At 64.5% G+C, this 21,962-nt stretch carries 20 protein-coding genes and 1 pseudogene; 14 read left to right on the forward strand and 7 right to left on the reverse strand.

Annotated features, from left to right (window positions below; translation table 11 throughout):
- The first annotated feature begins 432 nt into the window (after nucleotides 1-432).
- From MJ643_RS20485 to MJ643_RS20500, 4 genes are read left to right on the forward strand one after another with little or no spacing between them, the layout of a single operon-like run.
- The gene (locus tag MJ643_RS20485; protein ID WP_024086379.1) at nucleotides 433-1,104 is read left to right on the forward strand and encodes a prepilin-type N-terminal cleavage/methylation domain-containing protein; all 672 of its coding nucleotides are present in this window, start codon (nucleotides 433-435) and stop codon (nucleotides 1,102-1,104) included.
- The gene (gspL, locus tag MJ643_RS20490) at nucleotides 1,101-2,177 is read left to right on the forward strand and encodes a type II secretion system protein GspL (protein ID WP_013971174.1); all 1,077 of its coding nucleotides are present in this window, start codon (nucleotides 1,101-1,103) and stop codon (nucleotides 2,175-2,177) included. The genes MJ643_RS20485 and gspL overlap by 4 nt, the downstream gene beginning before the upstream one ends.
- Nucleotides 2,174-2,560, forward strand: a complete 387-nt coding sequence (gspM, locus tag MJ643_RS20495) for a type II secretion system protein GspM (protein ID WP_024086380.1) — start codon at nucleotides 2,174-2,176, stop codon at nucleotides 2,558-2,560. The genes gspL and gspM overlap by 4 nt, the downstream gene beginning before the upstream one ends.
- Nucleotides 2,557-3,216, forward strand: a complete 660-nt coding sequence (locus MJ643_RS20500) for a type II secretion pathway protein GspN (protein ID WP_024086381.1) — start codon at nucleotides 2,557-2,559, stop codon at nucleotides 3,214-3,216. Before gspM ends, MJ643_RS20500 begins: the two co-directional genes overlap by 4 nt.
- Nucleotides 3,217-3,326: 110 nt before the next feature.
- Here the strand turns inward: MJ643_RS20500 and MJ643_RS31590 are convergent.
- The 4 genes and pseudogenes from MJ643_RS31590 to MJ643_RS20525 all read right to left on the reverse strand — a co-directional run bounded on the left by MJ643_RS31590 (nucleotide 3,327) and on the right by MJ643_RS20525 (nucleotide 10,858).
- Nucleotides 3,327-7,853: pseudogene (locus MJ643_RS31590) on the reverse strand (hemagglutinin repeat-containing protein).
- A 27-nt stretch (nucleotides 7,854-7,880) separates the two neighbouring features.
- Nucleotides 7,881-9,569 carry a ShlB/FhaC/HecB family hemolysin secretion/activation protein gene (locus tag MJ643_RS20515; protein WP_038408792.1) on the reverse strand — a complete coding sequence of 563 codons (1,689 nt, stop codon included), beginning with the start codon at nucleotides 9,567-9,569 and terminating at the stop codon, nucleotides 7,881-7,883.
- 160 nt (nucleotides 9,570-9,729) lie between these two features.
- Nucleotides 9,730-10,284, reverse strand: coding sequence for a L,D-transpeptidase family protein (locus MJ643_RS20520; protein WP_013971179.1), 555 nt, complete (start codon nucleotides 10,282-10,284; stop codon nucleotides 9,730-9,732).
- 22 nt (nucleotides 10,285-10,306) lie between these two features.
- Complete coding sequence (locus MJ643_RS20525) at nucleotides 10,307-10,858, reverse strand: NUDIX hydrolase (RefSeq protein WP_013971180.1); 552 nt, start codon at nucleotides 10,856-10,858, stop codon at nucleotides 10,307-10,309.
- 124 nt (nucleotides 10,859-10,982) lie between these two features.
- Between MJ643_RS20525 and MJ643_RS20530 the strand changes: the two genes are divergently transcribed.
- The 5 genes from MJ643_RS20530 to purT all read left to right on the forward strand — a co-directional run bounded on the left by MJ643_RS20530 (nucleotide 10,983) and on the right by purT (nucleotide 14,268).
- Nucleotides 10,983-11,582: a CoA pyrophosphatase gene (locus tag MJ643_RS20530; protein ID WP_003252125.1), complete on the forward strand. Its 600-nt coding sequence runs from the start codon at nucleotides 10,983-10,985 to the stop codon at nucleotides 11,580-11,582.
- 44 nt (nucleotides 11,583-11,626) lie between these two features.
- Complete coding sequence (locus tag MJ643_RS20535) at nucleotides 11,627-12,151, forward strand: gamma carbonic anhydrase family protein (protein ID WP_013971182.1); 525 nt, start codon at nucleotides 11,627-11,629, stop codon at nucleotides 12,149-12,151.
- A complete protein-coding gene (locus MJ643_RS20540) occupies nucleotides 12,141-12,338 on the forward strand; it encodes a DUF1289 domain-containing protein (protein ID WP_013971183.1) in 198 nt (65 codons plus the stop codon). The genes MJ643_RS20535 and MJ643_RS20540 overlap by 11 nt, the downstream gene beginning before the upstream one ends.
- Before the next feature lie 204 nt (nucleotides 12,339-12,542).
- The gene (locus tag MJ643_RS20545; RefSeq protein ID WP_003252131.1) at nucleotides 12,543-13,010 is read left to right on the forward strand and encodes a VUT family protein; all 468 of its coding nucleotides are present in this window, start codon (nucleotides 12,543-12,545) and stop codon (nucleotides 13,008-13,010) included.
- A 76-nt stretch (nucleotides 13,011-13,086) separates the two neighbouring features.
- Nucleotides 13,087-14,268 carry a formate-dependent phosphoribosylglycinamide formyltransferase gene (gene purT, locus MJ643_RS20550; protein ID WP_013971185.1) on the forward strand — a complete coding sequence of 394 codons (1,182 nt, stop codon included), beginning with the start codon at nucleotides 13,087-13,089 and terminating at the stop codon, nucleotides 14,266-14,268.
- A gap of 114 nt (nucleotides 14,269-14,382) precedes the next feature.
- Here purT and MJ643_RS20555 read toward each other — a convergent pair whose 3' ends face one another.
- The 3 genes from MJ643_RS20555 to ccsA form a co-directional block, all read right to left on the reverse strand.
- The gene (locus tag MJ643_RS20555; protein WP_023663601.1) at nucleotides 14,383-15,684 is read right to left on the reverse strand and encodes an MFS transporter; all 1,302 of its coding nucleotides are present in this window, start codon (nucleotides 15,682-15,684) and stop codon (nucleotides 14,383-14,385) included.
- A 275-nt stretch (nucleotides 15,685-15,959) separates the two neighbouring features.
- Nucleotides 15,960-17,165 (reverse strand): transporter associated domain-containing protein, encoded by a 1,206-nt coding sequence (locus tag MJ643_RS20560; RefSeq protein ID WP_024086384.1) that lies wholly within the window; start codon nucleotides 17,163-17,165, stop codon nucleotides 15,960-15,962.
- Nucleotides 17,166-17,174: 9 nt separating this feature from the next.
- Nucleotides 17,175-17,984 carry a cytochrome c biogenesis protein CcsA gene (gene ccsA / locus MJ643_RS20565; protein WP_013971188.1) on the reverse strand — a complete coding sequence of 270 codons (810 nt, stop codon included), beginning with the start codon at nucleotides 17,982-17,984 and terminating at the stop codon, nucleotides 17,175-17,177.
- Between the two features lie 324 nt (nucleotides 17,985-18,308).
- Here ccsA and ffh point away from each other — a divergent pair, with 324 nt between their 5' ends.
- From ffh to rplS, 5 genes are all read left to right on the forward strand, one after another.
- A complete protein-coding gene (gene ffh / locus MJ643_RS20570; RefSeq protein WP_013971189.1) occupies nucleotides 18,309-19,685 on the forward strand; it encodes a signal recognition particle protein in 1,377 nt (458 codons plus the stop codon).
- Between the two features lie 259 nt (nucleotides 19,686-19,944).
- Nucleotides 19,945-20,196, forward strand: coding sequence for a 30S ribosomal protein S16 (gene rpsP, locus MJ643_RS20575; RefSeq protein ID WP_003259424.1), 252 nt, complete (start codon nucleotides 19,945-19,947; stop codon nucleotides 20,194-20,196).
- Between the two features lie 5 nt (nucleotides 20,197-20,201).
- Entirely contained in the window at nucleotides 20,202-20,738 is a 537-nt protein-coding gene (rimM, locus tag MJ643_RS20580) for a ribosome maturation factor RimM (RefSeq protein WP_013971190.1), read from the forward strand.
- Between the two features lie 3 nt (nucleotides 20,739-20,741).
- The gene (gene trmD / locus MJ643_RS20585) at nucleotides 20,742-21,494 is read left to right on the forward strand and encodes a tRNA (guanosine(37)-N1)-methyltransferase TrmD (protein ID WP_003252146.1); all 753 of its coding nucleotides are present in this window, start codon (nucleotides 20,742-20,744) and stop codon (nucleotides 21,492-21,494) included.
- Between the two features lie 42 nt (nucleotides 21,495-21,536).
- Nucleotides 21,537-21,887 (forward strand): 50S ribosomal protein L19, encoded by a 351-nt coding sequence (gene rplS, locus MJ643_RS20590; RefSeq protein ID WP_003252148.1) that lies wholly within the window; start codon nucleotides 21,537-21,539, stop codon nucleotides 21,885-21,887.
- Nucleotides 21,888-21,962: the final 75 nt, after the last annotated feature.

A 21,962-nucleotide genomic window follows, 5' to 3' on the forward strand; every position in this document is an offset into this window, starting at 1 on the left:
GTGTTCGCGGGTGAACCCGCTCCCACAGAGGCCCGGTACCACCCCGCGCAGATGCGTGCCCCTGGAGCAGCCATGAGTTACAGAGATCGTGAAGCTTGCGCGGTCCCTGTAGGAGCGGGTTTGCCCGCGAAGCAGGCACCGCGGTGTATGGCACCGGCTTCGCCGGTGTTCGCGGGTGAACCCGCTCCCACAGAGGCCCGGTACCACCCCGCGCAGATGCCTGCCCCTGGAGCGGCCATGAGTTACAGAGACCGTGAAGCTTGTGCGGTCCCTGTAGGAGCGGGTTTACCCGCGAAGCAGGCACCGCGGTGCATGGCACCGGCTTCGCCGGTGTTCGCGGGTGAACCCGCTCCCACAGAGGCCCAGTTCCACCCCGCGCAGATGCCTGCCCCTGTAGGAGCGGGTTTACCCGCGAAGCAGGCACCGCGGTGGATGGCACCGGCTGCGCCGGTGTTCGCGGGCGCGCCCGCTCCCACAGAGACCCAGTTTCACCCCCCGCGCAGATGTCTACCCACGAGGCACCGCCAGGCCGGCCTTACCCTGATCGAGCTGATGGTCGCCCTGGCACTTACCGCCGTACTCGGCATCATGCTCGCCGCCCTGGTCAACGGCTGGCTCAAGGTTCGCGAACGCCTGCAGGTCACCACGCAGGAAACCTCGGTGCTGGACTTCTGCCTGGCCTTGGAGCGTCGCTTCGATAGCCCGGTAATGCGCCGGGTCTACGACCAGCGCCTGCCCTTGGCCAGCCGCCGGCTGGACTGGCAACCGGCAAGCAACCAATTGCTCTGGGTCGCCAGCACCGGCATGCCGGAAGCCGAGGGCGGCTCGCGCCTGCAGCGCCAGCGCCTGCGCTTCGAGGCGCGTGAGCAGCGCCTGCTGCTGGAAAGCTCGGCCGACCTCTATGCCGCCGCCGCCCCACGCTGGGTCCAGCGCGAGCGGCTCGACCGGGTCAGCGCCATGAATGTTCTCTATTACGAGGGAGGCCGCTGGCTGGCCTGGCCTTCCGACCAACCTGCGCACCCCGGCCGTGGCGTGCGTCTGGAACTGCAGCGTGACGGAGCACCCTATGTCTGCACCTTCGCCCTCCCGTGGGGGCGCTCATGAAGTTTGAATGGCGGCGGCGCAGCCCGGCTCAGTCGTGGCTGTTGCTGCGACCGGGCGTTGTCTGGCACTGGGCGCTGGCCGAGGGTGGCCTTGTGCAACGCCATGGGCAGGGCGAGCCCCCGGCGAACCTGCAAGCCCGTGTGGCGTTGATCCTGCCTGCCGAGACCTGCAGCTACTTCCGCGTGCCGGCACCGCCCGGGCTCAAGCGTGAAGAATGGCCGCTGTTGCTCGAAGACCGTTTGCTGCAGGCAGTCGACGAGGTGGCATGCGCCTGCCTGGCCCGCGAGCCTGGCCATCTTCGGTTACTGGTAGTGGCCCGTCAGCAACTGGACGACTGGCGCGGGCAGTGCGCCGAATGGGGCTTGCAGGTGGCACGTTGCTGGGCAGAACTACAGTTGCTGCCGCCCCCCGAGGCGGGACATGCCTGGCAATGGCAGCGCACACCCGGCATGTATTTGTACAAAGGGCTGGCCGAAGGCGGGCAGGAGCACTGGCTGGCCTGGCCGGATGCACTGGGCGAGGTGCCACGGCAACCGTGGGCGGAGCTGCAAAAGGTTTCGCTGAGCGGCGACTGGCCCAGTACGCTGGCACCGCTCGATTCATTGCCCGGCCTGTTCGAGCGTACCCGCAAGGTGCGTTCGCTGCCGGTGGTGTCCCGGCTGCAGCAACGGTTGCTTGCGGCCTGCCTGGTACTGGCTGCCGTCTGGGGCGGGCTGTGGTTGAGCAAGCAGTGGGCCCAGGCGCAACTCTGGCGCAGCCAGGTCATCGCCGTGACCGGTGAGCAGGCCAGCCCCCGGCACGCCGCGCAGGCCCTCAAACGCCTGCGCGAAAGTGAATTGCAACAGCAGCTGCGCACGCGCCAGCTCGAAGACCTGCAGGCTGCGTTGCAGGCCTGGCTGCGTGACCACCCCGGCTGGCGCCTGCAAGCGGTGCGCTTCGATGGCCAGCGCTGGCACTTGCGGCTGGAAGGCGAGGGCGGTGCGCCGCCATGGAGCGACATGGCGACAGCCGCCGGGGCCTCTGTCCAGGTGCAGGACGGCCAAGTGGTGTTCGACCTGGGAGCAGCCTCATGAACCGGGACTGGATACAGCGTCACCGTTTGAAGTTCGCCTGGCTACTGATTGCTGTTTTGCTGGCCTTCCTGTCCCTGCGCGCAGGCCTTGCGCAATGGCGCGAGCTCAGCCAGTGGCGCGGGCTGGCCGAACAGGCGGCCAGCCTTCAAGGCGGCCCGGGGTTGAGCCTGGAGCGGCTACGCCAGTCGGCCCAGGCGCGGCAGATCGAACTGGCCGAGGTCGATGCGCAGGGCAAGACCTGGCAACTGCGTGGGCAGGTGGCCGACGAGCGAGTGCTGCAGGGCTGGTTGCAGACCCTGCGTGCAGAAGGCGTACAGCCATTGCAGTGGGGGCTGGAACAGCATGAAAAGAGATTGCGCTTCGACCTGGTGGTGCGGCCATGAGCCGAAGAAGTGTGGCGTGGGTGCTGTTGGTATTCACCGTGACATTGCTGGTGGAACTACCGGCTAGCTGGGTGGTGCGCGGGATAGGCCTGCCTGCGCGTGAGGTCAGCGGCAGCCTGTGGCAAGGCCAGGCGCAGCAACTGGGGCCGGTCGGGCCATTGCGTTGGGTGGTGCAGCCCTGGCGCATGCAGGCGAACGCGCAGCTCGGCTTCCAGAGCCAGGCCTGGCAGTTGCGCGCCGAAGGCTGGCCATGGCGTTGGCGGCTGGAGGCGACGGCCATGGGGGCCCAGGCGACGGTGGCGACGGATTACCGTTTGGCCGGCCAGTGGCAGGGCACGTTGCGGGTGCAGGGGGCAGGGCGGCAATGCCGTGCCAGCGAAGGCCGCATGACGGTAACCGACCTTGCCCTGAGCGAGCCTTGGTCACTGGGCTTGGGGCAGGGCTGGCTGGAAATGGACTGCCGCAGCGGCTGGCACCTGCGCGGGCAGTTGGCGCAGCAGGGGCAGCATCAGTTGGCAGTGGATGCTGACCTGCCCGCGCGCCGGGCACAGGTGGTGGTCGAGTTGCAGCCGGAGGCGGCGCTGACGCCTTTGCTGCGTGGGGTGCAGTGGCTTGGACCGCAGGCGCTGGCAGGGCAGCGGGATTTGCGCTGGTAGACAGGTGTTATCGCCGGCAAGCTGGCTTGCCGCTCCTACAACCAATCAACTGTCTGGCCCAAATGCTAAAAGAGGGCACGAAGCCCGTGCCCTCCAGCGCGGCGCCTGCCTCAGATTTTCTTGCCCTGCACACTCGAAGCCCACTGCTCACTGCGATTGTGCCCACTGGTCCTCAACAACCCCAGGTCCAGTGCATTTTCCCCATCCGCCGCACCCTTGCCCTTGGCCATTTCGGCCACCGCGGTGCCCAGGTCCACTGGCGAGTTGGACGCATCGATCGACACATCCCGGCGATAGTCGTTACCGCTCAGTGTTTCCCGGCTAACCGAGTTGGCGTCGAGTACCACATCTCCTTTGGCCGACTGCAAGCGTGCCCCCACCAGCTGAGCTTTGCCACCAACCTGCAGGTCGATGCCGTCGCTACCTTTGAGCGTGGCCTGCTGGCCTACGCTGTCGCGCTGCACGTGCGACACGTCGAGGCTGAAAGTGGGCGACAGCCCCGGGTCTGCCTTGCTCAGGGCGGAGCCAGCTTTTTCATTCACCTTGCTCCCCAGCGGCCCTGCCACCGAAGTGGCCGCGTTGACGTAGCCCCGCGGGTTTTTCTCCTGGCTCAGGCGGGCATCGCCTTTCACGCTCAGGGTATCGACGCTGTCCTTGCGGCTGGCGATACGCAGGTCGCCATCGATCATTCCCTTGATATGCCCAGCTTCCACGGTGGTGCCTTCGAGGCGGGTATCGCCGCGGCTTTGCAAGTCGATGCGCTCGGCGCGCAGGTCGCTGGCATTCCAGGTGAGGTTGTCGCGCTTGTCGAGCTCCACTTTGACGCGGCCATGCAGGCCGCGAGTATCGAGCGCGCCCTTGGCCATGTCGAAGCCGGCCCCGGCGGTGATGTCGAGGTTGTCACGTCGCTCCTGGCTGGATGACGCTTCCACCAGCATGCCCCCATTCGATGCGTCGAGGGTTATTTGTTCGGCCGAAGCCTGCAGGCCCTCAAGGTGCAGGGCGACATTCTCGCGGGCGCTGCTGCCCAGGGTCACTGTGCCGTTGCTGGCGAACAGGGCATTCACCGCCTGGCGTGCCTCTTCATCCTGCTTGCCGTGGCTGAAGTGGCCTCCGATGGCACCGCCCTTGGTGTCGCCAGCCTTGACCGCCAGCTCCACGCCGCCGCCCATCTTGGCGCCGGTAGCGTTCTGGGTATCGCTGGCCGCCTTGACCTGCAGCCGACCGCCGCTTTGCAGTTGAATGTCGCCGGTCTTGGCCTCACGGCTGCCAATGCGTGTGCCTTCGAGCAACAGGTCGCCGCCACTGCTCAGCTGTACCTGGCCCTTGGCGTCGATCTGCGCCACCTGGGCCTTGAGCTGCGTGCTCTGGCTCTGGCCGTGGTCGAGGTAGCCCCGGCCATCGACGCCGGTGCTGCCCGGGCGGTTGCCGACCTTGGCCCAGGCATTGCCATCGAGCTGGCGTGACTGCTGTTCGACCTGATCGGTTGCCTGGGGCAATGTCAGCGAACCGGCACTGCTCATGACCACGCTGCCTTCACCGCCATCGATGCGCGTCCCTTCATAGTGGCCTGAGCTGCCCAATTGCACCTGGATGCCCTGTTGCCCATACAGGCTGCCGGGTACGGCGCTGCTGGTGCTGTCCTTTTTGTCCAGCGAGCCGCCTTTGCCGGCGGCGCGTACATTGAGGTCTTCGCCGGTGCTGGTGTCCAGGCGAACATCGCCGCCGTAGGCCAGGCGTTGCACGGTATTTTCCTGGGTGTTCTCGGCCGCCTGCATCTGGTGTTGTCGGGCCTCGATCTGCAGCTTGCCGGCGTTGGCGCGCCAGGCGGTGCCTTGGTCGGTGATGTTGTCGGCCTTGACTTCGACCTTGGCTCCGGACAACTCGCTCACCTGGGCAAAGCCGCGGCGCTGGTTTTCCAGGCGCTTGAGGTGGTCCACGGTCATGTCGGCGCCGACACTGGGCGGCGCCATGGCGTCTTCGGGGGAGGCTTGCTGGAAGCGTGCGGCTTCTTCGCCCAGCACCAGGCGTTCGATGGGGCGGGTAAGGTCGCGATACTCGACACTGGCGCCGAGGCTGCCCGACCAGTCGTCACGGCTTTGTTCACGTTCCTCGGTATCCTGCACCGCGCGGTTGTCGATACGTTTGGCCGTTACCTGCAGAGTGTTGCCAGCCTTGACGCGTGCGGCCTCGGTGACCAGTTCATCGCCTTTGAGCTTCAGGTCGCCGCTGGCCTGCAATGTGCTGCGTTGCGCCTTGCTGTCGCGTTCAGTCTGCACCTGGCGGTTGTGATGGCCTTCGAACAAGCTGCCCAGCCGGTCGATGCCGCCGGTCACCGTCAAGCCGCCGCCACTCTGGGTGGTGCTGGTGGTGGTGTCGTGGTCATTGCGGGTTGCCCCCAGGGTCACCTTTTGGGCCTGCACATCGAGGTCGCCTGCGGCGGCTTTCACCGTGGAACCGTTGACTTGCAGGTGAGCCCTGCTGCCAAGGCTCACCGAGGCGCCCTCGAGCTCACTGGCGACCTGGCTGCTGGTGCGCTACCTGCTGCTGGTGGTGGCGACGTCATAGGCAATGCCGGCCGAATACTGGCGGGACTCGGGCTTGCCATCCTCGGCCTCCTGGGTCTGCTTGGCGCTGGCAGTGAAACCACGTTGCTGGTTACGGGTTTCGCGCTCGTCAACCCCTTGTGCGCTGGTAATCAGCAGGTCGCCCTTGGCCTCTACCTGCAGGTGCTCGCCCGCTACGACCTTGGCCCCCTGGATGCGCATTTCCTCGGCGCTGGCCAGGCGCAAATTGGTGGCCGAGCTGACGTCGCTGGTAAGCACCTGTTGCGTACGTTCGGTGTTCTCGCGGTCGCTGCCAATCAGGCCGAACAGCTTGCTGTCGCTGGTACGGTCGGTAGAGGTGGTGCGACCATGGTCGGCTTCGATGGCCAGTGAACCTTTTGTGCTGTAGAGCACCGAGTCCTCCTTGCCGAACACGGTACTGCCCTTGATGGCTACCTGGTCAGCTGTCACGGTAAGCTTGCCATCCGCCGTGACACTGCTGCCGGCAACGGCCTGGCCTTCGCTGTCGTTACCCTTGCGGTCGCCAAAGAAGGTGCCGGATACCAGGTCACCGCGATAGTTGCGCCGGGTACCGCGCTGCTGCAGGGCGGTGGTAGCGATGTTTGCCTCCTTGGCTTCGATCGCCATGTCGCCGCGGCTGTGCAGGCTGCTCCCCTTCACATCGACAGTATTCTTGGCCTTGAGCGTCATGCGCTGGGCCTGGAGCGCACTGCCTTGTGCGGTTTCCTTGTACTGGTCGGTATCACTGTCACCGCGCCACAAGTCCTTGCGGTGGCGAACCTGCTCTTCGGTGTGCTGGCTGTCGATGCCGGCAGCGATGGCCAGGTTGGCGCCGCTGTCGAGGGTCAGCTCATTGCCAGCATCCACTTTGGCAGCCACCAGGCGCATGTCGTCAGCGGATTGCAGCAGCACGCTGTCCTTGCCTTGCAAGCGGCTGCCCTGTTGCTGCTGCTGGGTGGTGGTAGTTTCGCGGTTGTAGGTTTCGCGGGTGACGAACAGGAACTTCTTGTTCCAGCTGTCGCTGTCGCGCTCGATGTTCTCGCGGGTTGTGGCATCCAGCGTGAGCTTCTTGCCCGCCTTGGCCTCGATTCGCCGAGCTTGCCCGTCGACGGTTTCGAGTGTCAGGTCATCGGCAGCGGTCAGCCGCAGATCGCCCTGTTCGCTATGCAGTTCGACGGGGCTGTCGGCCTTGCCGCTGACCTGCAGGGCGCCGGCCGACTGGATGTCGACCCCGTCGATGCCAAGCAGCTGCGATGCCCCCACACGCACACCAGCACCTTCTGCAGTGCTCACCACGCGAATGCGCCCGGCGCGCATGGCACCGAACAGGCTGGCATCGATGCTGGAAGGGGTGCCGGGCAGGTGCTCGACAATTTCGCCGCTGCTGCTGTCGATACGGTTGCGACCCACTGTGATATCGATGGAGTTGCGCGCCATCAGCAGCCCTTTGCTGTCCACGCGCGGGGCAATCAGCTCGAGGGCGCCGTTGGGGTTTCGCTGGCCGCCCTCGAGCACTTGCAGGGTACCGCTGGCGTTGAGCGTGTCGAGGTACTTCAGTTGCTGGCCCTCGAACTCGGGGGTACCCACCACGAAGCCGGCGCGTGTGGTGTTGATGAAACTGCCGCCGTTGAGGGTGATGCCATTGGGGTTGGCCAGTATGTAGTCGGCCGGGCGGCCGAAGATTTCCTGTGGCCCTTCGATCAGCGAGGCGTTGCGGCTGACCACCTCGTTGAGGATGGTCGAGGCGGCCTGGCCCTGGAATTGCGGGTTGGCCGCCAGGGCACCGGCCAGTTCCGACTGCCCGGCCTGGGTGGCATTGTTCAGCACCAATCCTGAACGGTCGACGTTGTAGTCGAGGAACTGGTTGTGCGACAGCCCGTTGGCGTTTGGCGCGACAATATCGATGACCGGGACGCCGTGGCCGTCGTTGATGACCGGTGTACCACCGGGGCCGCTGGTTGCTGCCAGGCCGCCCTGGGCCAGTGCGGCGCCGGGCCCGAGCAGGCCGAGGAAGATGGCCCAGCGCAAGATATCCGGGCGGGAATACGGTGACTGCGAGAGTGTTTGCATGTTCTCGTTCTCTTTGTTGTGGGTGAATCAGATGGTCAGGGCCAGTTCCACTACCCAGAAACCGGGTTCCAGCAGCGGGCGGGGCGAGTCGCTGGCGTACAGTGCCCGTTGGTAGCCCAGGCGCAGGTGGCTGCCGGGCAGGCTCAGTTCGGCACCGGCAGTGGCCCCGGCGAGGCGTTGTGAAGGCTTGCCTTCGGCAGTGCGGGTCCAGCCCAGGTCCAGGCCGATGTAGGGGCGTACCTGCAGGGGAGCCGTCCAGCGCTCCGGCAGCGGCTGACTGACGGTGTTGCGCCAGACGGCGCTGCTGGCGCCGGAGTAGGTACGCAGGCGAAACCCGCGCACGGCCGAATCGTCGCTGGCCAGCAACTGCTCGACGGCGGGTAGCGGGTCACTGCTGTATTGCAGAGCCAGTTCGCTCTGCCAGCGCCATGGATGGCTGGCCGGGCCCTGGCGCAGGTGCAGCAGGTTGGCGCGGTACTTGCGAAAATCCGGGCGCAGGCGTTCCGCTCCCAGCGGTGAGCGGTCGGCGCCGAAGGCATCGACGCCCTGGGCGACACCGAGGTAGCCATTCCACAGGCCGCCCTGGAGCCACAGCAGGTTGATACCCGCTTCCAAGGAGACCAGGGTGGGGCTCTGCTGGACGATCACCGCGCCCGCGCTGCGGTTGACCATCTGCTTGCGGTCCAGCCGGGCGCTGGCGCTGAGCATGCCTTGCTGGTTGCGCCACAGCACCCGCTCGACGCTCAGGCCCTGGTAGCTGCTGCTGCTGCTGCCGTCGGCTACCTGGCGGCTGTGGGGGAGCGGCGCCTCGTAGCGCAGCTCGCTGGCGCTGAGCGCGAAGGTCCAGGCGCCGTAGGGGATGCTGTAGTACAGCGAGATGCCTTGGCTTTGCCCGGGCGCATCAAGCACCGTGCCGTACAGCGACAGGCGCAGGTCATCATTGAGGCCCAGCGGGCTGTCCAGGCCGAAGCCTAAGTTCAGGCGATGACGCCCGGTCAGGTCGCTGCCGCGGTTGTCGAAGCGGCTGTCCAAGTGCCCGCGCGAGGCCACCTTGCGCGGCTGCACGACAACCCGGGTGCCGCCCTGCAGTTCGCCGGGCAGCAACTCTGCGGACAGGTCATAAGCGCGCAGCCGGTTGAGCTGGTCGAGGCCTTGCTCCAGGGCTGGCAGGAACAGTGGCTGCCCGAGCAGGCCGGGAAACGCGCCGGGGAGCGACAGGGGCAACTCGGGGCCGGCCATTTCGATGGACTCGACGAACCCCTCGACGATGACCAGATTCAGCGGTGCGCCGTTTTGTGGAGGTTGCTGCAGGTAGGGCCGGCTGGTCGGGTATCCGGCTTGCACATAGCGCTGGGTGATGGCTTTCAGCAGCCCGTTGATTTCCGCGATACCCATGCACGGGGTAATGAACCTGCGGAGGGTTGGCGTTAGCGCCGAGTCGGAAAGCTCGCGGTTGCCGGCCACGCGTACGCCGGTGATGGCCCAGCAGCGCTGGTCGTGCGGGAGGGGGGCGGTGGTGTCGTGGCTTTCAGCCGGGGCGGGCTGGCGCTGCCAGCGTTCCAGCCGCTGTTGCTGTTCCAGCTGTTGCAGCCCACGCTGCTGATCGCGCAGTTGCTGGCTGGCCGGGTCGTCGGCCAACGCCTGTGGTGCGGCCAGCAAACCTGACAGGCAGCAGGTGAGCGCCCAGCAGGTGGCGCGATGAATGTGGAACGGCATTGAAGCACCCCGCAAATGATGTACGGATTTCGTACTCGTCTGCGTGGATGCTAAAAATTAAGGGGTTCGCCTGGATGCAGTACCCGGCCTAAGCGCTTGTAGGGCGCGTTCTTGCCTGATGGTGGGAAGCTTCCTACAGCATCAGTTGAAAGGCCCGCTATCAGGGCCGAATTTCGATCAACGTGCCATCCCGCACCAGGTCCCAAACTTCCTGCATGTCGCGGTTACGCATGGCAATACACCCATCCGTCCAGTCCAGGGTGTGGAAGTACCACTCCGGATACTCGTCGTTGATCGGCGTGCCATGGATCATGATCATGCTGCCGGCACTCACCCCTTCACGAGTGGCACGGGCCGCGTCGTTGATGTTCGGGTAGTTGATGTGTATGGCCAGGTTGAAACGGTCGCTTTGCTTACGCCAGTCCAGCCAGTAAAGGCCCTCGGGGGTTTTCTTGTCGCCTTCGCGCTCCTTGGCACCCTTTGGCTGCTTGCCCAGCGAGATGCGGTAGGTCTTCAGCGGTTCGCCACGGCTGATCAGTTGCAGACGGCGCTCGGACTTGATCACCAGCACCTTGTCGATCAGCGGTTGCATGGCCTGCTGCGAAGGCGACGGGGTTTGCACTGCCGGCTGGGGCTTGCGGATGATGGTCTCGGTGAAGGCCGCCTGGGACACCGAGGTAACGCAAAGGCAGAAAAGGGCAAGCAACCAGCGCATGTAACGGTATCCCTAAAGGCTTCTAGGTGGTGGGCGAGACGTTCATCGGCGGCAGGTATTCATGGCCTATGGGGTAGTGCTGCCCGATGCGATCGCGATAGTAGCATTCTAGTGTGCGAGTGACGGTGCGGAAAGCCAGCTCGCCCCACGGAATCTCATGTTCCTCGAACAGCCGCACCTCCAGGCTTTCGACACCGACAGCGAAATCAAGGTCCGCAAGCTCGGCGCGGAAGAACACGTGCACCTGGTTGATGTGTGGCAGGTCGAACAGCTGGTACAGGCTCATGCTGCCGACCCGGGCGCAGGCCTCCTCGACGGTTTCGCGACGGGCGGCCTGGTCCAGGGTTTCGCCGTTTTCCATGAAACCGGCGGGCAGGGTCCAGAAGCCGCGGCGTGGCTCGATGGCGCGCCGGCACAGCAACACCTGGCTGCCCCAGGTCGGCAACACGCCGGCGACGATGTTGGGGTTCTGGTAGTGGATGGTCTGGCAAACCCCGCAGACATACCGCAGGCGGCTGTCGCCCTCGGGGATCCGCTGAGTGACCGGCTGGCCGCACGCGCTGCAGAATTTCATGTGTCGTTCCTTTTGCTTCGGGCTATCTTGGCGCGCCGGCCGTGCCGTCGCAAGCGCACGGGGCTTGGGTGCTTCGCGCCTTTGGTGCATCATGCAAGGCAGGCCTTGGATATGAGCGTGCGCAATGCTGGACGAGCTACTTCGCCGAATGAGCAACCACCAACCCGCATCACTGGAAACCGACCGGCGGTTCCCCGAAGCGGCGGTCCTCTTGCCCATTACCCGCAGCGAAGCGCCCGAGCTGGTCCTGACCCTGCGCGCCAAGGGCCTGTCCACCCACGGCGGCGAAGTGGCCTTTCCCGGTGGCCGCCGCGACCCGGAAGACCCGGACCTGGTGTTCACCGCGCTACGTGAAGCCGAAGAAGAAATCGGCCTGCCACCAGGCCTGGTGGAAGTGATCGGCCCGCTCAGCCCGCTGATTTCGCTGCACGGCCTGAAAGTGACGCCATTCGTCGGGCTCATCCCCGATTTTGTCGAATACCGTGCCAATGATGCCGAGATCGCGGCAGTATTCACCGTGCCGCTGGAATTCTTCCGCCAGGACCCGCGCGACCATACCCACCGTATCGATTACCAGGGGCGCAGCTGGTATGTGCCCAGCTATCGCTATGGCGAATACAAGATCTGGGGGTTGTCGGCGATCATGATCGTCGAACTGGTCAACCTGCTGTTCGATGCCGGCATCAGCCTGCACCAGCCCCCTGAGCGTTACATCGAAAACTGAGCGGGGCCAACCCCGTCGTCTGCGTTGCAGCCTGAGGAGCAAGCATGAAATACCGCCTGGGCGACCTGCGGGTCGAGAGCCACCCCACCAGTTGGGCCGCACCCAACGCCACGCTGATCGGCAAGGTGCGCCTGCAGGCCGATGCCAGCGTGTGGTTTGGCGCGGTGCTGCGCGGGGACAACGAGCTGATCGACATTGGCGAAGGCAGCAACGTGCAGGATGGCACGGTGATGCACACTGACATGGGCTCGCCGCTGACCCTGGGCAAGGGCGTGACCGTTGGCCACAACGCCATGCTGCATGGTTGCACGGTGGGCGACTACAGCCTGGTTGGTATCAATGCGGTGATCCTTAATGGCGCGCGCATCGGCAAGCATTGCATCATTGGCGCCAATGCGCTGATTGCAGAAGGCAAGGAGATCCCCGACGGTTCGCTGGTGGTGGGTTCGCCGGGCAAGGTGGTGCGCGAGCTGACCGAACAGCAGAAACGCATGCTCGAAGCCAGTGCCGCGCATTACGTGCACAATGCCCAGCGTTATGCACGGGAGTTGGTGGTTGATGATGAGTGATGTAGTGGAGCGCCCGGTAGCCTCGCCGTGCGTGAGTATCTGTGCGTTGGACGAGCAGGATATCTGCACAGGTTGCCAGCGAACCGTGGCCGAGATCGGCCGCTGGGGGCGGATGGACAACGACGAACGCCGGGCGGTGCTCAAACTTTGCCATGAAAGGGCAGTAGAGGCCGGCCTCATCCTGTAGGGCTGACTCGCCCCCCCTGTGGGAGCGGGTTCACCCGCGAACACCGGCGCAGCCGGTGCCATCCACCGTGTTGGATTCTTCGCGGGTGAATCCGCTCCCACAGGTACTGCGCAGCCCTCGAACCTGAAGCTGTACCTTTGAGAGCGGGTTTACCCGCGAACCAGCCAGCGGTAATCTGTGCGGCTTGCCCACAGACTACCCGCCATGTTCTATCTGATTGCCTACATCAGCAGCGTAGTGCTGATCAACTACGCCTTCTCCAGCGCGCCACACCTGGACATCATCTGGTCCGCCTGGGGCGGCCTGGTGTTCATCCTGCGCGACATGGTGCAAACCCGCTTCGGCCATGGCGCTCTGGTCGCCATGCTGGCGGCGCTGGTGCTGTCCTACGTCACCTCGGAACCGGCCATAGCCCTGGCCAGCGCCACCGCCTTCTTCATTTCCGAACTTATCGACTGGCTGGTGTTCAGCATCACCCGCCGACCGCTGCGCGACCGCCTGTGGCTGAGCTCGGCGCTGAGCATCCCGGTCGACACCTTCATCTTCTTCGGCATGATCGGTGCCCTGACCCCAGCCGTGATCGGCACCGCCATGGCCTCGAAATTCGCTGGTGTCACCGCCGTGTGGCTGGCCATGGCATTTCGCGCCCGGCGGGCCGCCGTGGCGGGTTGATGGTGTAGAATAGCGGTCCTTTTTCAGCGGGCGGCGCCAAGCCTGGTGCGGCCCCGGACGCCTTCGAGGACCTGAAATGACCCGTATCGGAACCCCCTTGTCGCCCACCGCGACCCGTGTACTGCTCTGCGGCTGTGGCGAGCTGGGCAAGGAAGTGGTGATCGAGCTGCAGCGCCTGGGCGTCGAAGTGATCGCCGTCGACCGCTACGCCAATGCCCCGGCAATGCAGGTGGCGCACCGCAGCCACGTGGTCAACATGCTCGATGGCGTGGCCCTGCGCGCGGTGATCGAGGCCGAGAAGCCGCACTACATCGTCCCTGAAATCGAAGCCATCGCCACCGCCACCTTGGTCGAGCTGGAAAACGAAGGTTTCAACGTGGTGCCGACCGCCCGCGCCACCCAGCTCACCATGAACCGTGAAGGCATCCGCCGCCTGGCCGCCGAAGAGCTGGACCTGCCAACCTCGCCGTACCACTTCGCCGACACCTACGAAGACTACGCCAAGGCCGTGGCCGATGTCGGGTACCCGTGCGTGGTCAAACCGGTGATGAGCTCGTCGGGCAAGGGCCAGAGCCTGCTGCGCAGCGATGCCGACTTGCAGAAGTCGTGGGCCTACGCCCAGGAAGGCGGCCGCGCCGGCAAAGGCCGGGTCATCGTCGAGGGCTTCATCGACTTCGAATACGAAATCACCCTGCTGACCGTGCGCCACGTCGGTGGCACCACCTTCCTCGAGCCAGTCGGCCACCGCCAGGAGAAGGGTGACTACCAGGAATCGTGGCAGCCGCAGGCCATGAGCCCGAAGGCGCTGGCCGAATCGCAGCGGGTGGCCAAGGCGGTCACCGATGCCCTGGGCGGTCGTGGCCTGTTTGGCGTGGAACTGTTCGTGAAGGGCGACCAGGTGTGGTTCAGCGAAGTCTCGCCACGCCCGCATGACACCGGCCTGGTGACCCTGATTTCCCAGGACCTGTCGCAGTTTGCCCTGCATGCCCGTGCCATTCTTGGCCTGCCGATTCCGGTAGTGCGCCAGTTCGGCCCTTCTGCTTCGGCGGTGATCTTGCCCGAGGGGCAGTCGCAGCAGACCAGCTTTGCCAACCTGGGTGCGGCGCTGAGCGAGCCGGATACCGCCATTCGCCTGTTCGGCAAGCCGGAAATCAACGGTACCCGCCGCATGGGCGTGTGCCTGGCGCGTGATGAGTCGGTCGAAGCGGCGCGTGCCAAGGCGACCCGTGCTTCGCAGGCGGTCAAGGTCGAGTTCTGATCCGATTGGGGCTGCGTTGCAGCCCTTCGCGGGCACGCCCGCTCCCACAGGTTTCGGCGCTACCCCTGTGGGAGCGGGCGTGCCCGCGAAGGGCCGCAACGCGGCCCCAATTACTTACAGCTGCGTATTGCGGGTCTCTTTCAGGCACAGCACGGCAATCAAGCTGATCAACGCCGCCACCGACACATAACCCCCCACCCAGCTCAACCCACCCATGCTCACCAGCTTCTGGGCAAAGAACGGTGCCGCCGATGCGCCGACGATGCCGCCCAGGTTATAGGCCGCCGAAGCGCCGGTATAACGCACGTGGGTCGGGAACAGTTCAGGCAGCAGTGCCCCCATCGGCGCAAAAGTCACGCCCATCAGGAACAATTCGATGGCCAGGAACAGCGCCACACCTGCGGTCGACCCCGAAGTCAGCAGCGGCTCCATGGTAAAGCCCGAGGCCACTGCCAGCAGGCCGCCGACGATCAGCACCGGTTTGCGCCCGTAGCGGTCGCTGAGCCAGGCCGACAGTGGTGTGGCCAGGGCCATGAACACCACCGCGAAGCACAGCAGGCCAAGGAACGTTTCGCGGCTGTAGCCCAGCGTGGTCACGCCATAGCTCAGCGAGAACACCGTGGAGATGTAGAACAGCGCGTAGCACACCACCATCGCCGCTGCGCCCAGCAGGGTCGGCAGCCAGTATCTGGAAAACAGGTCGACCACCGGCATTTTCACCCGCTCGTGGCGGGCGACGGCCTTGGCGAACACCGGGCTTTCTTCCAGCTTCAGGCGCACATACAGGCCCACCAGGACCAGCGCGGCGCTGAGCAGGAACGGAATGCGCCAGCCCCACTCGCGGAACTGCTCGTCGCTGAGCACCAGGGCCAGGGTCAGGAACAGGCCGTTGGCGGCCAAAAAGCCGATCGACGGGCCCAGCTGCGGGAACATGCCGAACCAGGCGCGCTTGCCTTCGGGCGCGTTCTCGGTGGCCAGTAAGGCCGCGCCACCCCATTCGCCACCCAGCCCCAGGCCTTGGCCAAAGCGCAGCAGGCAGAGGATGATCGGCGCCCATACACCAATGCTTTCATATCCTGGCAGCACACCGATGGCCGTGGTGGACACGCCCATCAGCAGCAGCGAGGCGACCAGGGTCGACTTGCGGCCGATACGGTCGCCAAAGTGGCCGAACAGTGCCGAGCCTAGCGGGCGCGCCAGGAAGGCGATACCGAAGGTGAGGAAGGCCGCCAGCATCTGCGCGGTGCCTGACCCGGACGGGAAGAACACCGGGCCGATCACCAGGGCGGCGGCAGTGGCGTAGACGTAGAAATCGTAGAACTCGATGGCGGTGCCGATGAAGCTGGCGGTGGCTACCCGCGCGGGCGAGTTGACCGGCGCGGCAGGCGCTTCGGCATAGGTGCTGCTGGTTGTCATTGAATAGGTCCCTGACAGTCTGGTCCGGCTCCATTGGGATAAGCCCCGCGGCGTGCAATGCAAAAGGGCAGGCACGGTGGCGCGGGCGCCGGAGCGTTTTGTTGTTGTGTGCGCCCGACTGACGATAGCCCAAGGGGGATAGGGGCGGGGGCGGGCACTGTTCGGGGTGTTGAAGCAGGACCGCGGGGCGTGTCAGTGGAGCGGACTGGCCGTGGAGCGCCGGGTGCGGGTAGCAGGCGGGACGGCGGGGCTGGGTAAGCGTGACCCGAGTATAGCTATCGGGTCACGGTCCACACCAGTACCTTGCTGGCACAATTGTCCTCTGTTTCGAGGATTTCCAGGCGATAGCGGCCGATCTTCAGGCAAACGGCGCTTTCCGGGATACTTTCCAGCGCTTCGGTGACCAGCCCGTTGAGGGTTTTCGGCCCGCCGTCGCAGGGCAGGTGCCAGCCCAGACTGCGGTTGATTTCACGCAGCGAAGCGGTGCCGTCAATGACGAAAGTGCCATCGGGCTGTGGGTGCACGTGGGGGTTGTCCAGGCTGTGTTCATCCTCGAACTCGCCAACGATCTCTTCGAGGATGTCTTCCAGGGTGACGATGCCCAGCACCTCGCCGTATTCGTCCACCACCACGCCCAGGCGGCGCTGCTGCTTGTGGAAGTTCAGCAGCTGCATTTGCAGGGGCGTGCTCTCGGGTACGAAATAGGGCTCGTAGCAGGCGCCGAGCAGCATCTCCAGGGTCAGCTCGGCCTTGGGCAGCAGGTGGCTGATCAGCTTGGTATTGAGGATTGCTTCAACCTGGTTGATGTCGCTGTGGTACACCGGCAGGCGGGTGTGGCGGCTGACGATCAGTTGCTCGATGATGCGCTCGATCGGCTCGTCGAGGCTGATGCCGTCCACTTCGTTGCGCGGTACCAGGATGTCGTTGACGGTCATCTTGTCCAGTGACTGCAGGCCGTCGAGCAGGCCGTGGCGCGGTGCTTCGTGTTCCTCATCCTCGTCGAATTCGTCGGCTTCCTGCGGGTGCAGGGCCACGGCCGTGGGTTGCACGCGGAACGGACGCAGGATCAGCTTGGCCATGCCATCCAGCAGGCAGGCCAGCGGTTGCAGCAGGGCGAGGGGTACTTTCAGCAGGCTGGTGCCGAGGCTGACGAACGCTTGCGGGTTGCGCCGGGCCAGGCGCCGCGGCAGGTATTCGGCAAACACCAGCAGGACGAGGGTGGCGGCCAACCCGGCCAGCCAGAAGCCGTGCTCGCCGCTATGGCGCTGGCCGAGCAGGCAGGCCAGGCCCAGCACCAGCAGCTTGCCCAGGCTGGCGCACAGCACCAGGGCCTGGGCCGGCAGCACGGGCTGGCCGTCCTCGCCGGTGCGCAGCGTGCCATTGAGTTGCAGGCGGGCGGCGTCCACCGCGGTGAACAGCGCCGACCACAACAGGGCCAGTGCCAGGGTGCCGAATAGCGGTGCGTACGGCAGGGTATCCATGGGCGGCCGTCAGATATGCAGGATGAATTCGCGAACCAGCTTGCTGCCGAAATAGGCCAGCATCAGCAGGCAGAAACCGGCCAGCGTCCAGCGGATGGCCTTGTGGCCACGCCAGCCCAGGCGGGTGCGGCCCCACAGCAGCACGCTGAACACCACCCAGGCGATACAGGCCAGCAGGGTCTTGTGTACCAGATGCTGGGCGAACAGGTTGTCGAGGAACAGCCAGCCGGAGATCAGCGACAGCGACAGCAGGCACCAGCCAGCCCAGAGGAAGCCGAACAGCAGGCTTTCCATGGTTTGCAGCGGCGGGAAGTTGCGGATCAGCCCGGACGGGTGCTTGTTCTTCAGTTGGCGGTCCTGCAGCAGCAACAGCAGGGCCTGGAACACCGCAATGGTGAACAGCCCATAGGCCAGGATCGACAGCAGGATATGCGCGAGGATACCCGGCTCTTCGTTGACCAGCGGCACCGTGCCGGGGGGCGCGAACTGGGCCAGCAGCGCGGTCACCGCGCCCAGCGGGAACAGCAGCACCAACAGGTTTTCCACGGGTATGCGCAAGCAGGCCAGCAGGGTCAGGGCGATGACCGCCACGGCGATCAGGCTGGCGGCACTGAAGAAGTCCAGGCTCAGGCCCAGCGGGGTGATCAGCTGGAAGAACAGCGCACCGGCCTGGGCGAGTACCGCGAAGGCACCCAGCAGGGCAAGCAGGCGCTTGTCGGCCTTGCGGTTCTGGGCAAGGTAAGAGCCCTGGTAGATGGCCGCAGCTATATATAGGCCGGCGGCGATCAGGTTGGGGATGAGGCTGGGTGAGGAGAACATAAGTCCTGGTTGGCGAGCCTTAAAGAGACGGAGTTTGGCATAGATCGCGCTGGTCTAGGAAGACTGGCGGACCGCGGTACGGCATTCGCGGGTGAACCCGCTCCCACAGGTACGGCGCCGGTTTCGAATGTGGTGCAGGCCCTGTGGGAGCGGGTTCACCCGCGAAGAGGCCGGCACAGCCACCGAATATCTACCAGGCCGCCAGCAAGGTGTGCGCCGCCGCCGCACTTCGCTATAATCGCCGCCTTGCTGTGCCCGGCGGGTATGCATTCCCCCCTGGGCGCCTGACAAACCTCGGCTTTTACTGGGCCTGAAAGGATCACCATGTTCGAAAACCTGACCGACCGCCTGTCACAGACGCTGCGCCATGTCACCGGCAAGGCCAAGCTGACCGAAGACAACATCAAGGACACGCTGCGCGAAGTGCGCATGGCCCTGCTCGAGGCCGACGTTGCCCTGCCGGTGGTCAAGGATTTCGTCAACAGCGTCAAGGATCGTGCAGTCGGCACCGAGGTGTCGCGCAGCCTGACCCCGGGCCAGGCGTTCGTGAAGATCGTCCAGGCCGAGCTGGAAAGCCTGATGGGCGCGGCCAACGAAGACCTCGCACTGAACGCCGCTCCGCCAGCCGTGGTGCTGATGGCCGGCCTGCAGGGTGCCGGTAAGACCACCACCGCCGGCAAGCTGGCGCGCTTCCTCAAGGAGCGCAAGAAAAAGAGCGTGATGGTGGTGTCCGCCGACGTCTACCGCCCGGCGGCGATCAAGCAGCTGGAAACCCTGGCCAACGACATCGGCGTCACCTTCTTCCCGTCCGACATCAGCCAGAAGCCGGTGGCCATCGCTGAAGCGGCCATCCGCGAAGCCAAGCTGAAGTTCATCGACGTGGTCATCGTCGACACCGCCGGCCGTCTGCACATCGACGCCGACATGATGGACGAGATCAAGGCACTGCATGCCGCGGTCAAGCCGATCGAGACCCTGTTCGTGGTCGACGCCATGACCGGCCAGGACGCCGCCAACACCGCCAAGGCCTTTGGCGAGGCGCTGCCGCTGACCGGCGTGGTGCTGACCAAGGTCGACGGTGACGCCCGTGGCGGTGCCGCGCTGTCGGTGCGTGCCATCACCGGCAAGCCGATCAAGTTCATCGGTATGGGCGAGAAGACCGAAGCCCTCGAACCGTTCCACCCCGACCGCGTCGCCTCGCGCATCCTCGGCATGGGTGACGTGCTCAGCCTGATCGAGCAGGCCGAGCAGAACATCGACAAGGCCAAGGCCGACAAGCTGGCCAAGAAGCTGAAGAAGGGCAAGGGCTTCGACCTCGAAGACTTCCGTGACCAGCTGCAGCAGATGAAGAACATGGGCGGCCTCGGCGGCCTGATGGACAAGCTGCCGAGCATCGGCGGGGTCAACCTGTCGCAGATGGGCAACGCCCAGGGCGCCGCCGAGAAGCAGTTCAAGCAGATGGAAGCGATCATCAACTCCATGACCCCGGCCGAGCGCCGTGATCCGGAGCTGATCAGCGGCTCGCGCAAGCGCCGCATTGCCATCGGTTCCGGCACCCAGGTGCAGGACGTCGGCCGCCTGATCAAGCAGCACAAGCAAATGCAGAAGATGATGAAGAAATTCTCCGCCAAGGGCGGCATGGCCAAGATGATGCGCGGCCTTGGCGGGATGCTGCCGGGCGGCGGCATGCCGAAGCTGTAACCCCTATTCCGGGGGCCTGCCGTTTGTCCGGCAGGCGTCCAGAACCCCCGCCGTGGCGGGGCAATGGCCGCGGATTTCGCGGCTCAACCGGCAGATCTGGACGGCAGGGCAGGGCCTTGCCGAAAAAGTCATTTGCAAATGTCCGTGTATTCCCCGAGAATATGCGGCCTTTTGGGCACCCGTGTGCCTATTTGGCATTCAGATTTGCAGTACCAGCTGCTGTATCAACTGCAGCACCGACTATAGGAACGATGTTCACATGGTAACCATTCGTCTGGCCCGTGGCGGCTCGAAAAAGCGCCCATTCTACCACCTGACCGTGACCAACTCGCGTAACGCCCGTGACGGCCGTTTCGTTGAGCGCGTAGGTTTCTTCAACCCGATCGCTGCTGGCGCCGAAGTCAAGCTGTCGGTCAACCAAGAGCGCGTCAACTACTGGCTGAGCCAGGGTGCACAGCCGTCTGAGCGCGTTGCTCAGCTGCTGAAGGACGCTGCCAAGGCTGCTGCCTGAGTAGTATGAACGCGACGCCAGAAAAGGCTGACGACCTCATCGTCGTTGGCAAGATTTTTTCGGTTCACGGCGTTCGCGGCGAGGTGAAGGTGTATTCCTTTACCGATCCGATTGAAAACCTGTTGGATTATCCGCGCTGGACGCTTCGGCACGAAGGCAAGGTAAAGCAGGTCGAGCTGGTCAACGGTCGTGGCTCCCAGAAGGGCCTGGTCGTGAAGCTGAAAGGCCTCGATGATCGCGATGAAGCCCGTCTTCTGAGCGGTTACGAAATCTGCATTCCGCGGAGCCTTTTGCCCAACCTGGCTGCTGACGAGTACTACTGGTACCAGTTGGTCGGCCTGAAGGTCATCAACCAGGACGAACAACTGTTCGGCAAGGTCGATCACCTGTTGGAGACCGGTGCGAACGATGTAATGGTGGTCAAGCCCTGCGCAGGCAGCCTGGATGATCGCGAGCGTCTGTTGCCCTATACGGCGCAATGCGTGCTCGACGTCGACCTGGAAGCAGGCGTGATGCGGGTTGAATGGGACGCGGACTTCTAAACGATGGGTAACCTTCGCGTAGACGTCATCACGTTGTTCCCCGAGATGTTCTCGGCCATCACGGAGTACGGCATTACCAGCCGCGCGGTGAAACAGGGGTTGCTTCAGGTGACTTGCTGGAACCCGCGGGACTACACCACAGATCGTCACCACACGGTGGATGATCGGCCGTTTGGCGGTGGTCCGGGCATGGTAATGAAAATCAAGCCTCTGGAAGACGCCCTGGTTAGCGCCAGGCAAGCGACCGGAGCAGCGGCGAAGGTGATCTACCTTTCGCCACAAGGCCGCAAGCTGACTCAGCAGGCGGTCAAAGGCCTGGCCGAACAGGAATCGTTGATCCTGATCGCCGGTCGTTATGAAGGCATCGACGAGCGCTTTATCGAGGCTCATGTCGATGAGGAGTGGTCGATTGGCGACTATGTGCTTTCCGGTGGCGAGCTGCCGGCCATGGTACTGATCGATGCGGTTACACGGCTGCTGCCCGGAGCTTTAGGGCATGTGGACTCGGCGGAAGAAGATTCCTTCACCGACGGTCTGCTCGATTGCCCGCACTACACCCGACCTGAGGTGTATGCGGATCAGCGTGTTCCCGACGTGTTGCTAAGTGGCAACCATGCACACATCCGGCGTTGGAGAATGAAGCAGTCCCTTGGTAGGACCTTCGAACGACGCGCCGATCTTCTGGAAAGTCGCTCGCTTTCTGGAGAAGAGAAGAAGCTGCTCGAGGAATATCTCCGCGAGCGGGACGATAGTTAAACGTATCGATGGTGGATCACGTATCCATCTTAGGAGCACAGCATGACCAACAAGATCATCCAGCAGCTCGAAGCCGAGCAGATGAGCAAGGAAATCCCGACCTTCGCACCAGGCGACACCGTTGTCGTTCAGGTTAAAGTGAAGGAAGGTGAGCGTTCCCGTCTGCAGGCGTTCGAAGGCGTCGTTATCGCCAAGCGTAACCGCGGTCTGAACAGCGCCTTCACCGTGCGCAAGATCTCCAGCGGCGTTGGCGTAGAGCGTACCTTCCAGACCTACAGCCCGCAAATCGACAGCCTGGCCGTGAAACGTCGTGGTGACGTGCGTAAAGCCAAGCTGTACTACCTGCGCGACCTGTCCGGCAAAGCCGCTCGCATCAAGGAAAAGCTGTCCTGAGTGCAGTTTGCCCGGTGGCCGAGGCCGCCTAGCGAGAAAAAAGCAGCCTTCGGGCTGCTTTTTTGCGTTTTGACC

This window comes from Pseudomonas sp. PNPG3, from assembly GCF_023093815.1.
In the GTDB taxonomy this organism is placed as follows: domain Bacteria; phylum Pseudomonadota; class Gammaproteobacteria; order Pseudomonadales; family Pseudomonadaceae; genus Aquipseudomonas; species Aquipseudomonas asiatica.

What these genes read in the sequence shown, in the direction of transcription:
- MJ643_RS20515 (WP_038408792.1), bottom strand. Translation starts at nt 9,569, where the DNA reads ATGCCGTTCCACATTCATCGCGCCACCTGCTGGGCGCTCACCTGCTGC.
- rplS (WP_003252148.1), top strand. Translation starts at nt 21,537, where the DNA reads ATGACCAACAAGATCATCCAGCAGCTCGAAGCCGAGCAGATGAGCAAG.
- MJ643_RS20555 (WP_023663601.1), bottom strand. Translation starts at nt 15,684, where the DNA reads ATGACAACCAGCAGCACCTATGCCGAAGCGCCTGCCGCGCCGGTCAAC.
- MJ643_RS20520 (WP_013971179.1), bottom strand. Translation starts at nt 10,284, where the DNA reads ATGCGCTGGTTGCTTGCCCTTTTCTGCCTTTGCGTTACCTCGGTGTCC.
- gspL (WP_013971174.1), top strand. Translation starts at nt 1,101, where the DNA reads ATGAAGTTTGAATGGCGGCGGCGCAGCCCGGCTCAGTCGTGGCTGTTG.
- MJ643_RS20530 (WP_003252125.1), top strand. Translation starts at nt 10,983, where the DNA reads ATGCTGGACGAGCTACTTCGCCGAATGAGCAACCACCAACCCGCATCA.
- rimM (WP_013971190.1), top strand. Translation starts at nt 20,202, where the DNA reads ATGAACGCGACGCCAGAAAAGGCTGACGACCTCATCGTCGTTGGCAAG.
- ffh (WP_013971189.1), top strand. Translation starts at nt 18,309, where the DNA reads ATGTTCGAAAACCTGACCGACCGCCTGTCACAGACGCTGCGCCATGTC.
- MJ643_RS20540 (WP_013971183.1), top strand. Translation starts at nt 12,141, where the DNA reads ATGATGAGTGATGTAGTGGAGCGCCCGGTAGCCTCGCCGTGCGTGAGT.
- MJ643_RS20535 (WP_013971182.1), top strand. Translation starts at nt 11,627, where the DNA reads ATGAAATACCGCCTGGGCGACCTGCGGGTCGAGAGCCACCCCACCAGT.
- MJ643_RS20560 (WP_024086384.1), bottom strand. Translation starts at nt 17,165, where the DNA reads ATGGATACCCTGCCGTACGCACCGCTATTCGGCACCCTGGCACTGGCC.
- MJ643_RS20485 (WP_024086379.1), top strand. Translation starts at nt 433, where the DNA reads ATGGCACCGGCTGCGCCGGTGTTCGCGGGCGCGCCCGCTCCCACAGAG.
- rpsP (WP_003259424.1), top strand. Translation starts at nt 19,945, where the DNA reads ATGGTAACCATTCGTCTGGCCCGTGGCGGCTCGAAAAAGCGCCCATTC.
- MJ643_RS20500 (WP_024086381.1), top strand. Translation starts at nt 2,557, where the DNA reads ATGAGCCGAAGAAGTGTGGCGTGGGTGCTGTTGGTATTCACCGTGACA.
- gspM (WP_024086380.1), top strand. Translation starts at nt 2,174, where the DNA reads ATGAACCGGGACTGGATACAGCGTCACCGTTTGAAGTTCGCCTGGCTA.
- MJ643_RS20525 (WP_013971180.1), bottom strand. Translation starts at nt 10,858, where the DNA reads ATGAAATTCTGCAGCGCGTGCGGCCAGCCGGTCACTCAGCGGATCCCC.
- ccsA (WP_013971188.1), bottom strand. Translation starts at nt 17,984, where the DNA reads ATGTTCTCCTCACCCAGCCTCATCCCCAACCTGATCGCCGCCGGCCTA.
- trmD (WP_003252146.1), top strand. Translation starts at nt 20,742, where the DNA reads ATGGGTAACCTTCGCGTAGACGTCATCACGTTGTTCCCCGAGATGTTC.
- purT (WP_013971185.1), top strand. Translation starts at nt 13,087, where the DNA reads ATGACCCGTATCGGAACCCCCTTGTCGCCCACCGCGACCCGTGTACTG.
- MJ643_RS20545 (WP_003252131.1), top strand. Translation starts at nt 12,543, where the DNA reads ATGTTCTATCTGATTGCCTACATCAGCAGCGTAGTGCTGATCAACTAC.